This window comes from Flavobacterium myungsuense, from assembly GCF_042677265.1.
Classification (GTDB): Bacteria; Bacteroidota; Bacteroidia; order Flavobacteriales; family Flavobacteriaceae; genus Flavobacterium; species Flavobacterium myungsuense.
Genome location: NZ_JBHTIZ010000013.1, coordinates 38,846 through 51,538, shown reverse-complemented (window position 1 = coordinate 51,538; position 12,693 = coordinate 38,846). Strand labels below are relative to the sequence as shown.

The following is a 12,693-nucleotide window of genomic DNA, read 5'->3' as shown; positions in this document are numbered from 1 at the left end:
TTTTTTTCTTAAAATGGAATACATCAAAAAATAAATTATCCATTAACTAATAAAGTAGACATTCCGCCATCTACATGCATAATTTGCCCTGAAATCCATGATGAATTTTCGCTAAGAAGAAAGCTAGCCATTTGCGCTAAATCCTTTGGTTGACCAAATCGTTTTAATGGATGTCTTTCGGCAGACTTTTCTTGCTTGGTTTCGTTATTTAAAAATTTATCTGCTAATAGTGTATTGGTTAAGGAAGGTGCAATCACATTTACTCGAATTTTAGGGGCATATTCAGCAGCTAAAGCTTTAGCAAAACCTTCTATTGCTCCTTTTGCTGCGGCTACACTAGTATGAAAAGGCATACCCATAGAGGCCGCTACACTACTAAACAATACAATGCTAGACTGATTAGAAGCGGTAAGTTGTGGTAAAATAGATTGAATGACTTTTACCATACTAAAGAAATTTATTTGCATATCACTCTCAAAAGTTTCCAATTTTAATCCACGAAACGGTCTTAGATTGATACTTCCGGGGCAATAAACCAAACCATCAATAGTAGCTGGTAATAAGGAAATATCAAGTGTATCTGTTAGCACATCAAACGGAATGTGCGTTACGTTTAGTTTTTCTAAATTTTCTGAAGTTCTAGAAGCTACATAAACATTATTTTTGTTTTCTAACTCTTTTGCGATGGCAAGACCAATTCCTTGCGAACCACCAATTAACAGTATGTTTTTCATATTTATGATTTGAATTCGCCAAATAACTCAATTAATTTTTTGTGTCTGTAATTAAAAATTTCGTCCAATTTAGGTTTCACTAAAAAAGGATGAACTAATTGTCCTAATATTCCCATTGGAACTTTATAATCAATAATATCTTCCATTTCTACACCTCCTGGAATTTCCTTTATAAAATGTTTATGATGCCAAAGTGCATAAGGACCAAAACGCTGCTCGTCAACAAAATATTTTTTATCTTGAACATGAGTAATTTCTGTTACCCATTTGGTTTTTATTCCTAAAATGGGAGTTACTATATATTGTATAATTTGTCCCGGATACATAGGTCTATCTGCGCCTGATTCAATAATAAAACTCATGTAATCTGGTGTAATTGTTTTAAGGTTTTTAGGGTTTGAAAGAAACTCCCAAGCTTCATCAATTGTTATTGGTAGATTTTGTTTGCTTTTTTTAGTATATATCTTCATTACTTTTTTTTACAAAGATAAATGTTTTTTGTTTTATAAATAGCAAAAAATGTTAAACAAAATTAGTATTCAAATTAAGGAATTATTAACAGATAAACAGTTATGAATTTGTAATTTTGATGCTTAACTAAATTTTTTATTATGAGAAATATAATTGTGGTATTGGCAATGATGGTTGTTAATTTTGTTATCGAAGCGCAAGTAAAGACTCCTGCACCCAGCCCTAAATCGAAGTTAGAGCAAGTGGTAGGTTTAACCGATGTTGCTATAGAATATTCAAGACCCAGTGCTAAAGGGAGAACTATTTTTGGAGATTTAGTGCCTTTTGGTAAAATGTGGAGAACAGGAGCAAATGCTAATTCAACAATTTCGTTCAGTGATGATGTAGTTATTGATAGCAAGACAATAAAAAAAGGAAAATATGCTTTATTTGCTACTCCTAAGGCTGAATCTTGGGAAATTGTTTTTTATACTGATACAGATAATTGGGGTATACCTGATGAGTTTAACGAAAGTAAAGTTGCTTTACGCACAACTGTTAAATCTGAAATGCTAAATAGGTCAGTTGAGAGTTTTACAATTGCAATTAACAATTTAGACAATAATTTTGCGCATCTAGAGCTGTCTTGGGAGAAAACTTTGGTAGCAGTAAAATTTGAAGTTCCAACTCAAAAAGCAGCATTAGCAAATATCGAAAAAGCACTAGCCGGACCATCAGCGGGAGATTATTTTTCTTCTGCCCAGTATTTTTTTCAATCAAATGGCGACATGAATAAAGCCCTAGAATATATAAATAAAGCAGTATCTATGACTAAAGACGGAATGGATGTTCCGTTTTGGCACTTACGATTAAAATCATTAATTCAAGGAAAATTAAATGATAAAAAAGGAGCTATCGAAACAGCAAAATTATCTATTGCAGGTGCAGAAAAAGCTAAAAATGAAGACTATGTAAAAATGAATAAAGAGAGCATAGTAGAATGGAGTAAAAAATAGACTTTAAATAATAAATTAAAAAAGTTATAATAGAAGAAATTAATAGAGGTTTCAAAAGAAACCTCTATTGAAATCAATGAAAATTAGGGAATTAATCTTGAAGAGATTGGTTATGAGGAAGATCACGTTAATTTTTTTGATTCAAAGTTTCCCTTCAAATTCAGTCGGGAAAATAATCCAAAAAATAAAAAATATAATAACAAAATAACTTTTCAAAAAAAATTTAGAAATAAATTTGAATTTATGAGGATGTAATTTTTAACCAAGTGTTTATTGCGTTAACACAATATGTAAATTTAATATTCAGAAGCGATAAAAAGTATGATGAACACAAATTAAACAAAAAAAAGAATTTAAAAAATAATATTATAACCTCTTTTACTCTGTCCCGAGGGAGTTTATTATTATATAAATCCTTTTTTTTAATACAATGGACTAAACTTTTACAGTCCACCCAAAAGTATCGTCAGCTAATTTATGCTGAATATTGGTTAAGTGTTCTTTAAGTTGTAATGCATATGAATTTTCAATTTTTGGCAACTCATAATAAACCTCTCTAAAAGAAAATCCAACAATAGGATTTACAACTGCAGCTGTACCCGCACCAAAAATTTCTTTCAATGTGCCATTTTTTGAGGCTTCTACAAGTTCTTGAACTAGAACTGGTCTAACTTCTACATCTATTCCTTTGCTTTTTGCTAAATCAATAAGGGTTTTTCTTGTTACTCCGTCAAGTATTCTTTCGCTAACTGGCGCAGTAAGTAATGTGTCATTTATTCTGAAGAAAACATTCATAGTTCCTGCTTCTTCTAATTTGGTATGAGTAGCGTCATCAGTCCAAATTACTTGCTGAAAACCTTCTTTGTTCGCTAGGTTTGTTGGGTAAAACTGTGCTGCATAGTTACCAGCAGCTTTTGCTGAGCCAATACCGCCATTTGCAGCACGACTAAAATGTTCTGCAATAAGTACTTTTACTTCTCCTGAATAATAGGCTTTTGCTGGAGATAAAAGAATCATAAATTTATATTCATCAGAAGGATTTGCCACAACTCCAGTTCCGGTAGCAATCATAAAAGGTCTTATATACATAGTATTTCCTTTCCCTTTTTTTATCCAAGCCTCATCCAATCGAAGCAACTCGTTAAGCCCTTCCATAAAAATAGCTGATGGAACTTCAGGCATTGCCATTCTAACTGCCGATTTATTGAATCTATAATAATTTTCATCTGGTCTAAATAGCCAAATGTCATCATTGTCATCTTTATAGGCTTTCATACCTTCAAAAATAGCTTGGCCATAATGAAAAACTCTAGTAGAAGGATCTATTAAAAAAGGTGCATAGGGCTTAATGACTGGTTTTTGCCATTTACCATTTTTAAAATCACATTCAAATAAATGATCTGTAAAAACAGCTCCGAAATTTAAGTTTTCAAAGTCTACCGAATTTATTTTTGTAGTAGAAGATTTAATTATTTCAATTTTACTAGTTTGAGTTGTACTCATGGCAATGAATTTATTTAATATAATGAATTGGGTTGAAATTATTGTTTTATATATTGTAAAAACACATAAACGATTGATGCAAAATTAAATAAAATTTAGCAAAAAACTTGCCAAAAATCTATTTAAAATAGCGTTTACTGTTGATTTGTTTATATTCTAAAAAAGTTATCCTATTTGTCGTAAATAATATTAATTATCTAATAAAAAATTGATTTATTTAAGCTTTTACATTTGCATTAGGTAATTTTGACATTCAAAAATTTCTAGTATAATAAATAATTTAAATGTCTTGAAAAGAAATATTATAAAAACACTTGATGGTTCGACAACAATACAACTGCAAGATTGGAATGAATGCTATCATTCTAAACATGGTGCCATTCAGGAAGCAAAGCATGTGTTTATTAAGAATGGACTCTCTTTATTTCAAAATAAAACTATTTCTATTTTAGAAATTGGTTTTGGTACTGGTTTAAATGCGTTTATCACTTATTTAGAAGCTCCAAAACTCAATTTGAATATTGATTATGTTGGAGTAGAAGCTTATCCTATTTCATCAGATGAGATTCTTGCCATGAATTATATTGATGAATTAGAGGCTCCAGATAAAGATTTAATTTTCAAAACAATGCATTCTTGTATTTGGGAACAAAAGAATAGATTGTCTAACATATTTTCATTAACAAAACGTAAACAGTTTTTTGAAGAAATAAATGATGTAGAGCAGTACGATTTGATTTATTTTGATGCCTTCGGGTATAGAGTACAACCAGAATTATGGAGTACCGAAATTTTTAGGAGTATGTATGCTTCTTTAAAACCAAATGGTACTCTTGTAACTTATGCAGCTAGAGGAGTTGTTAAGCGAAGTATGATTGAAGTAGGTTTTACTGTAGAGAAATTAGCGGGACCACCAGGAAAAAGAGAAATGTTTAGGGCAACAAAAAAATAATATATATTATTACCAATTAACATTTAGTTTGTAAAACCTAACTGTATTTTATTTAAATTTGAAAGTGTAATTCATTTAATTATAAATTGAGTTTGTTATTTTATAATATGAGCATAATTTATAATTTGTTGATATGAGAATTACTTTTAACCAATTAATAAATAAATGTCAATATATGAAAAGAACAATGTTTGCTTACACAAAAAGCATACTTGAAAGAGTAAGTTTTGATCCTCAACTTTTTTGTAAAGAATTAGATAAAGCATTAAAAGTGCTTCTACCTTATGAAATTGAACAACTTACAGAATGGCTATTAAGCTATACTATTGAAAGACCTGAGTTAAGGCAGTGTCTAATTTATGTAAACAAATAATTCAAAAAGAGCTTAAACAGCTCTTTTTTTTATTCATATTGGTTTTATTTGTTAATTTATATTGTAAGTTTAATCTTTAATAATACAGCAATTAACGTCAATAAACGTCTTTTTTAGTACTTAAGCGTCTTTTTTTAATTGTTTTTATTGTGTTGAATGTATTTTTATTTTACTTTTACACAAAGTTCTTATATAAGATAACCCCTAAATCTTAGTATTATGCCTAGAATGATTTATGACTACACAAAATCTGTACTCGAGAGAGTAAGTTTTGATCCGATTCTTTTTTGTAAAGAATTGAGAAAAGCAATAAAAAACTTATTGCCACATGAAATTGAGCAACTTAAAAAATGGTTGCAGAATTTTACCTCAACCGAGCATCCTGAACTGAGGCAATACATTAGTATTGTTAGTTAGTTTAAAATAAAAGAAGGAGCTATATGATCCTTCTTTTATTTTTTATGAATTGGACTTATAATTTCAACATTCTGAAAAGTAATTGCACCTCTTATAACTCCTGAGATGGTATTTCTAAGTGCATCAATAATTTGAATTTTTAATTCATTTTTCGGATAAATTAAACTTACTTCTCTAGCTGGTTTAGGTGCTATAAAATGTCTTAATTTTAATTTATCTTTTTCTTTTAAGTCTAAAGTATGTAGGTAAGGCAGCAAAGTTATGCCTAAACCTTCATCGGCTAATTTTATTAATGTTTCAAAGCTTCCGCTTTCTATTTGGAAATGGTTGAACTCGGTTTTACTATAATTTTTACATAAATTCATTATTCCATCTCTAAAGCAATGACCGTCTTGTAATAATAAAATGTCGTCAAAATTCAAATCCGAAACTTCAATCTCGTGCTTTTCGAAATTTTGATGTCCCTCAGGAATATAAGCAACAAATGGCTCAAAGTATAAAACAATTTCCTTTATTTTATCTTCCATCAGTGGCGTAGCTGCAATTGCTGCATCAAGATGTCCATTATTTAACTTTGTTACAATTTCTTCGGTATTGAGTTCTTCAATGATTAGCTTTACTTTTGGATACTTTTTGATAAAATTATTCAAAAACATTGGCAAAAGCGTTGGCATTATAGTTGGAATTATACCTAATCTAAATTCACCTCCTATGAAACCTTTTTGTTGCTCAACGATATCCTGAATTCTATCGGCCTCATTTACTATATTTTTGGCTTGAGTAACAATTTTTTGACCAATATCAGTAAGTTGGATTGGTTTTTTTGTTCTATCAAATATTTGTATGTTTAGTTCCTCCTCAATTTTTTGAATTTGCATACTCAAGGTAGGTTGAGTTACAAAGCATTTTTCGGCAGCGAGGGTAAAGTTTTTATGTTCAGCAACAGCCAATACATATTTCAATTGTGTAATTGTCATTATATAATCTTTGTCTGCAAAGATAAACTTAACAGGTTTAACATATAATTAATCGATAAATTATTTAACACATATTTATTATTCTTTTATTGATTAAAAATTATACATTTATGACCGTTTTAATCCACGTATTTTTTTAAAATTTAAAAGCACTTTAATAATTTAATTAAATAATGACAAAAAAAATTAATCTTTTTGAAAACTTAAAATCTGATTTTTCATCAGGTTTAGTGGTGTTTCTTGTCGCATTGCCACTCTGTCTCGGTATAGCATTAGCTAGTGGAGCGCCATTGTTTTCAGGAATAATTTCAGGAGTTATTGGAGGTATAGTTGTAGGATATCTTAGTCAATCTCATTTAAGTGTTTCAGGGCCAGCTGCTGGTCTAACTGCTATCGTTTTAACAGCTATAAAAGACTTAGGATCATTTAATGTTTTTTTATTAGCTGTTTTAATTGCCGGTATCATTCAACTAGTATTAGGTTTTATCAAAGCAGGAACGATTTCTAATTATTTTCCCAATAATGTTATTGAAGGAATGTTAGCAGGTATTGGAGTAATTATTATCCTTAAACAAATTCCACATGCTTTTGGCTACGATCCCGATTTTGAAGGTGACGAATCATTTTTTCAACCGGATGGACAAAATACATTTACTGAACTTTTCCAAGTATTTAATCACGTGCAAATAGGTTCAATTATAATTACGTTAATTTCGTTATCAATCTTAATTTTATGGAATAAATCGGAATTCCTAAAAAAAATAAAATTAATTCCTCCTGCTCTAGTAGCAGTTATACTTAGTATTATTTTGAATGAATTATTTATTCAAACTGGGAGTAGTTTTGTTATCGTAAAAAGCCATTTGGTAAGTTTGCCAGTTCCAACAACTTTAATAGAATTTAAAAATTTAATTGTGATACCGGATTTTTCTGCAATTACAAACTCTAAAGTTTGGATTATAGCATTAACTATAGCTATAGTAGCATCGATTGAAACATTACTGTGCATTGAAGCTAGTGATAGAATGGATGCCCAGAAAAGATACACAGATACAAATGTGGAGCTTAAAGCCCAGGGATTTGGAAATATAGTAAGTTCTTTATTAGGTGGATTACCTATGACTTCTGTTGTTGTTAGGACTTCTGCTAATAATACAGCTGGAGCAAAATCAAAAATGTCTGCCATTATTCATGGAATACTTTTATTAATTAGTGTCTTATTAATTCCAACTATTCTTAATAAAATTCCTTTAGCTACTTTAGCTGCGGTATTATTAATGGTTGGATATAAATTGGCCAATCCCAAAATAGTTAGACATTTCTGGGAAAAAGATAAAATTTTTCAGTTTATCCCATTTATTTTAACCTTTTTAGCGGTTGTATTTACCGACTTATTAAAAGGAGTAGCACTCGGGATGATTGTTAACATTCTATTTATTTTAGTTGGAAATTCAAAACGTGCTTATAAATTCAGAAAAGAAGAATATCAAGAAGACGATATTATTCATATAGATTTAGCTCAAGAAGTTTCTTTTTTAAATAAGTCTTCTATAAAAACAACTTTAAATGACTTGCCTGAAAATTCAAAAGTGGTTATAAATGCAAGTGATACCGTTTATATAGCCCATGATATTTTAGATTTAATATACGAATTCAAAAAAGTAAAATCTAAAGAGTTAAATATTAATGTTAAATTAATTGGTTTTAAAGAAGCTTATAATTTAGAAAATAGTGATGACTATAAAAATACAGTTACAATTGAGCATAAATACAATGTAATGAAGCGTAAAATAGAAGTCATAGAAAAAAAAGAAATACAATTTGAATAATTACAACAACTATAATATAATATGGGAGCAGATTTTTATAAAAAGATTCTTGATAATAATAAAAAATGGGTAGAAAATCAATTAGCTATTGATAAAGAATATTTTAAAGATTTAGCTAAGGGTCAGCAACCCCCATTGCTTTGGATAGGTTGTTCTGACAGTAGAGTTCCTGCTAATGAAATTATAGGAGCAAAGCCAGGTGAAGTTTTTGTTCATAGAAATATTGCTAACATGGTTATTCATAGCGATATGAATATGCTTAGCGTACTTGATTATGCTGTAAATGTTTTAAAAGTAAAGCATGTTATAGTATGCGGTCATTACGGTTGTGGAGGAGTTAAAGCAGCCATGGGAAATCAATCAATTGGTTTAATTGATAATTGGATCAGACATATAAAAGATGTATATAGATTACATGAAGATTATCTAAATTCTTTTGAAGATGAAGATGTACGGTTTAATAAATTTGTTGAAGTTAATGCTCAAGAACAGGTTTTTGATTTGGCCAAAACATCTATTGTTCAAAATGCATGGAGGAATGGACAAGACTTAACTCTTCATGGATGGACATACGGATTAAATTCTGGATATGTAACAGATTTGGGTGTAAATATGAGTTCAAATTCAGAATTAGACGATGTTTATCGTTTAAAATTTTCAATTTAATTCAAATAAATTAGCAATAAAGTATAACAGCTAGATAAATTGGCATTCCAAAAGTAATATTAAACGGAAACGTTACTGCTAGTGCCATTGGAAGAAAGATACCAGGATTTGCTTTAGGAGCTATAATTTTCATTGCAGCGGGTACTGCAATATACGATGCACTTGCTGCGAGAATTGCAAATATAAATCGGTTACCAACACTTTGAGTAACAATTTGACTAACAAATGCTATTATACAACCATTTATAAGTGGTATTAATATGGCAAAAAGCGCAGTAAACCATCCACTTTTAAAAAAATCATCTAATTTTTTTCCGCTAACGATTCCCATATCTAAAAGAAAAATTGCTAAAAAGCCCTTAAAGATATCAGTAGTAAATGGTTTTATTCCCATTGCTTGTTGATCGCTTGCTAAGAATCCTATTAGTAAGCTTCCTAAAATTAATAGTACACTACCGTTTGTTAAAGAATGTTTGATAACAGAGCTTAACTTAGTAGTATTTGACTCCTCTTTTTTATACAATCTCATTAATATTACTGCAATGATTATAGCAGGAGCTTCCATTAGAGCCATTACTGCAACCATGTGTCCACTAAAAGTATACTTTTGAATTTCTAAAAAAGTTATTGCGGTTACAAATGTTACAGCGCTAACCGAACCATAAGCAGCCGCTATAGCTCCTGAGTTTTCAATATTAAATTTTCGTTTTAGAATAAAGAAACTATAAATAGGTATTATTACGGCTATAAATATTCCGAAAATTACTGACCAAATGATTTCTAAATCAAATTCACTGTGTGATAATTCTTGTCCACCTTTAAAACCTATTGAAAACAAAAGATACAGTGAAATGAATTTTGAAGTGTTATTAGGGATTTCCAAATCGCTTTTAAGTCTAGTAGCGATAATTCCTAATAGAAAAAATAATAGAGCAGGGTTTGTTAAATTGTCAAATAGTAAATCTAAATTCATAATTTTTTATTTTTTGCTTGCACGTGTTAGTCTGTCATTTATTGATTTTCCTAAACCATAATTAGGGAATTCCTGAGCTATTATTATGTCTAAATCCATTTTGTCAAGTCGATGCATAGCTTCATATAAGTGTGATGCAGCTTCTTTTAAATCACCATTTTTAGATAGAATTTCTTGATGATGTATCGTTTTATTTTCTATAACATTACTAAAGAGTAACAATCCTATTTTTTTATAGTTGTTTTTTTGAATAAATGATACTACATCTTCCACTAAAAATGTTGCTGTTTTAGGAGCGTAGTGCTTAGATAGCATTCCAGGAGCATCTGGGCTTTTTTCTTTATTGTTTTTAATTTTTATACGGCCAATTGTATTCTCAATTTCTTCAATAGATAGTGAACCTAAACGATATAATACAGGTTCGTTGTTTTCAAATCCAATTATGGTTGACTCTATCCCATTTTGACAACTTCCACCGTCTAAAATCATTGGTAAATTATTCTGAAAGGAATCTAAAACATGAACAGCATTAGTAGGACTAATCATGCCAAATAAATTTGCGCTAGGAGCAGCCAAAGGAAAATCAAGCAATTGCAATAATTCTAATGTTATTGTGTGATTTGGAATTCGAACAGCTACAGTATTCTTTCCTCCTGTAACAAGATCAGGAACTTTGGATTTCTTTTTTAAAACCATTGTTAGAGGACCTGGCCAAAACGTGTTCGCTAATATTTTAGCTTTTTCAGGAAAATCTTCTACTATTTCATCGAGTTGTCCTATGGAAGCAACATGAACTATAAGGGGATTGTAAAGCGGTCTTTGCTTTAATTCAAATATTTTTTTTATGGCACTTTCACTGTAAATATTTCCAGCTAAACCATAAACCGTTTCTGTAGGTATTGCTACAAGGTCGTTTTGATTTAAGATTTTAATAGCTTGTTTAATATCAGTAGATATGATAGACATATTTTGTTTTAAGGATTACAAAAATCACAATACATTGGATCTTCTGTTGTTTTATTATTTGGATATAATTGTTCTGTAGTATAATTACATTTTTTACATTTTGAAATATCGCTCAAAATTGATCGAGTAGGAGAATGGCATAAATCACATTTTAAACCCGGTTTAGATTCTGATACAATAAACCCTGGGTAATTACAATTCGGACATTTTGACTGTATTGCTTTGATTAATTTTAAAGTCACTTTTTCAATTAATTCCATTCGTGTTGGATTGTATAAAGCTCTCATATCAGTTTCTACATATGCTGTGCCAAATTCATTCATTATTTCTTTAAAACTATTCTTTAAGGTAACTTCATCAGTAATTCCTTTTACTATTTTTGAAAAATCATTTTCAGAAGGTTTTAAAATGAGACCATGAGATGGAAACTTTACTTTATTGGCAAACTGCATTAATTCGGATTCATTTTTAATTTCTGCTGCATTAAAGTTGGTTTCTGTACTAATCGCTTTAACAACAATTTCTACATCATTTTTGATATCCTTAAACATTAACATTTCTTCATTTGCTGGAGCAAAAAAAATTAATGGATGCGACCCAAAAGAGCCTTCACTAGCAACAACTAAATCGCAGTCATTTTTTTCTATTGAAAAAAGACACTTCTCCCGAAGAGTATTTAATGCATTATTTTTCCTTGCTACTTCCCCTGAAAAAGTTCCTAATGTATCGGTGTCAAATTTATCAGAGGTAAAACATTTTACTCCTAATTCTTTCTCAAAAATAGGGGCAATAGCTTTTTCTTTATGATGCATTGTAGCTATAAGTAATGTTCTACCTTGAAACATGTTTTTTATTTGACAAACTTGATGTCTATAGTACTTTTTACTAATAAATTAAATCCATTACTCTCAGCCAATTCTAGTATTTTCTTGATATCTTCTGTTGACTGATTAAGCTCCATAACTCTTTTTTTAGAATGTTTCAAATCATTATTAAAACGTATATGATTGCTGAAATCTTCTAGATTATGATAGTTTATCTTATTATTTATCAATGTTGTGAGAACTTTTCCAGCATCAGTTGGTGAAAATATTCCATCTATTAATTTAAAATCATATTGATTTTCCATATTTTTTTTATTAAAGTTTAATTTTCATTTTTTTTAATTGATAGACGGAAGCAAGTATGAATATTCCTAGGATTACAACCATCATGCAATTTTCTTCATGTTTTATATTCATAAATAAGCTTAATAATAGTCCGATCAATAATAATGTTAGTTTTATAATTCCTTGATTTAAAGTTTGACTAGTCCTGAATAATCGATACAGATTATAGGTTCTCATTATTAGTTTACTTTGTTTATGCATTTGATTTGGTGTTAACATATGGTTTGATAAATGAGGTACTTTTTCATTATAAATTGCACAGTTTCTTTTATCATTTATTTCATAATTGGAAGGTGAATTTAAATTATCGGACACATTATAACCTACTATTTTTGTTAGAATAAGTATCTATTATTAAACTTAAATTACAAGGTTTTCTCTTTTTCCTGTATAATTAATGTCTGATAACCATACTTGTTCTGGCTTGTTTATTTGCAAATACAGTAACTGATTTTTATACTTTCTAAAGCGATGATGGGAGTTTCTGGTAATATGATAAGAATGTTTTGTGAGTATTAATAAATGATTAGCAATAAGGATATAAACGAAATTTTCTCTTCCTATTTTTAGTGTTTTTAAGTCATTATCTAACAAATAATAAAGCTTTTTAGCGCCAATTCTAAGAATTAGTGTCCTGATTTCTGAAAATATATTCATTAATAATTTTG

Annotated in this window: 15 protein-coding genes; 6 read left to right on the top strand and 9 right to left on the bottom strand. The window is 29.5% G+C overall.

The genetic code is table 11. The features are described from left to right. Positions 1-35 precede the first annotated feature (35 nt). Together ACFQ0S_RS05540 and ACFQ0S_RS05535 are read right to left on the bottom strand one after the other, a co-directional pair. Positions 36-734: an SDR family NAD(P)-dependent oxidoreductase gene (locus ACFQ0S_RS05540; protein WP_379756651.1), complete on the bottom strand. Its 699-nt coding sequence runs from the start codon at positions 732-734 to the stop codon at positions 36-38. Between the two features lie 2 nt (positions 735-736). Then, on the bottom strand, positions 737-1,204 hold the full coding sequence (locus ACFQ0S_RS05535) for an SRPBCC family protein (protein WP_379756654.1): 468 nt from the start codon (positions 1,202-1,204) through the stop codon (positions 737-739). 141 nt (positions 1,205-1,345) lie between these two features. On the opposite strand from ACFQ0S_RS05535, the gene ACFQ0S_RS05530 reads away from it, so the two are divergent. Further along, a complete protein-coding gene (locus ACFQ0S_RS05530) occupies positions 1,346-2,200 on the top strand; it encodes a DUF2911 domain-containing protein (protein WP_379756657.1) in 855 nt (284 codons plus the stop codon). Between the two features lie 435 nt (positions 2,201-2,635). Here the strand turns inward: ACFQ0S_RS05530 and ACFQ0S_RS05525 are convergent, their stop codons facing one another. After that, positions 2,636-3,703, bottom strand: coding sequence for a branched-chain amino acid aminotransferase (locus tag ACFQ0S_RS05525; RefSeq protein ID WP_379756660.1), 1,068 nt, complete (start codon positions 3,701-3,703; stop codon positions 2,636-2,638). Between the two features lie 289 nt (positions 3,704-3,992). On the opposite strand from ACFQ0S_RS05525, the gene mnmD reads away from it, so the two are divergent. The 3 genes from mnmD to ACFQ0S_RS05510 all read left to right on the top strand — a co-directional run bounded on the left by mnmD (position 3,993) and on the right by ACFQ0S_RS05510 (position 5,445). Beyond that, entirely contained in the window at positions 3,993-4,655 is a 663-nt protein-coding gene (mnmD, locus tag ACFQ0S_RS05520; RefSeq protein WP_379756663.1) for a tRNA (5-methylaminomethyl-2-thiouridine)(34)-methyltransferase MnmD, read from the top strand. A gap of 175 nt (positions 4,656-4,830) precedes the next feature. Continuing rightward, the gene (locus ACFQ0S_RS05515; RefSeq protein ID WP_379756666.1) at positions 4,831-5,028 is read left to right on the top strand and encodes a hypothetical protein; all 198 of its coding nucleotides are present in this window, start codon (positions 4,831-4,833) and stop codon (positions 5,026-5,028) included. Positions 5,029-5,247: 219 nt separating this feature from the next. Continuing rightward, positions 5,248-5,445 (top strand): hypothetical protein, encoded by a 198-nt coding sequence (locus tag ACFQ0S_RS05510; protein WP_379756668.1) that lies wholly within the window; start codon positions 5,248-5,250, stop codon positions 5,443-5,445. A gap of 35 nt (positions 5,446-5,480) precedes the next feature. Here ACFQ0S_RS05510 and ACFQ0S_RS05505 read toward each other — a convergent pair whose 3' ends face one another. After that, positions 5,481-6,422: a LysR substrate-binding domain-containing protein gene (locus ACFQ0S_RS05505; RefSeq protein WP_379756671.1), complete on the bottom strand. Its 942-nt coding sequence runs from the start codon at positions 6,420-6,422 to the stop codon at positions 5,481-5,483. Positions 6,423-6,595: 173 nt separating this feature from the next. Here ACFQ0S_RS05505 and ACFQ0S_RS05500 point away from each other — a divergent pair, with 173 nt between their 5' ends. Next, positions 6,596-8,251, top strand: coding sequence for a SulP family inorganic anion transporter (locus ACFQ0S_RS05500; protein WP_379756674.1), 1,656 nt, complete (start codon positions 6,596-6,598; stop codon positions 8,249-8,251). 21 nt (positions 8,252-8,272) lie between these two features. Then, the gene (gene can, locus ACFQ0S_RS05495; protein ID WP_379756677.1) at positions 8,273-8,917 is read left to right on the top strand and encodes a carbonate dehydratase; all 645 of its coding nucleotides are present in this window, start codon (positions 8,273-8,275) and stop codon (positions 8,915-8,917) included. A 10-nt stretch (positions 8,918-8,927) separates the two neighbouring features. Here the strand turns inward: can and ACFQ0S_RS05490 are convergent, their stop codons facing one another. The 5 genes from ACFQ0S_RS05490 to ACFQ0S_RS05470 form a co-directional block, all read right to left on the bottom strand. Next, entirely contained in the window at positions 8,928-9,890 is a 963-nt protein-coding gene (locus ACFQ0S_RS05490) for a sodium-dependent bicarbonate transport family permease (RefSeq protein WP_379756680.1), read from the bottom strand. Between the two features lie 6 nt (positions 9,891-9,896). Further along, a complete protein-coding gene (locus ACFQ0S_RS05485; protein WP_379756683.1) occupies positions 9,897-10,856 on the bottom strand; it encodes an L-threonylcarbamoyladenylate synthase in 960 nt (319 codons plus the stop codon). A gap of 8 nt (positions 10,857-10,864) precedes the next feature. Continuing rightward, entirely contained in the window at positions 10,865-11,701 is an 837-nt protein-coding gene (locus tag ACFQ0S_RS05480; protein ID WP_379756686.1) for a DUF6671 family protein, read from the bottom strand. Between the two features lie 5 nt (positions 11,702-11,706). Further along, the gene (locus ACFQ0S_RS05475) at positions 11,707-11,985 is read right to left on the bottom strand and encodes a hypothetical protein (RefSeq protein WP_379756689.1); all 279 of its coding nucleotides are present in this window, start codon (positions 11,983-11,985) and stop codon (positions 11,707-11,709) included. 400 nt (positions 11,986-12,385) lie between these two features. Next, positions 12,386-12,682: a hypothetical protein gene (locus ACFQ0S_RS05470; protein WP_379756692.1), complete on the bottom strand. Its 297-nt coding sequence runs from the start codon at positions 12,680-12,682 to the stop codon at positions 12,386-12,388. Between the last annotated feature and the right edge of the window lie 11 nt (positions 12,683-12,693).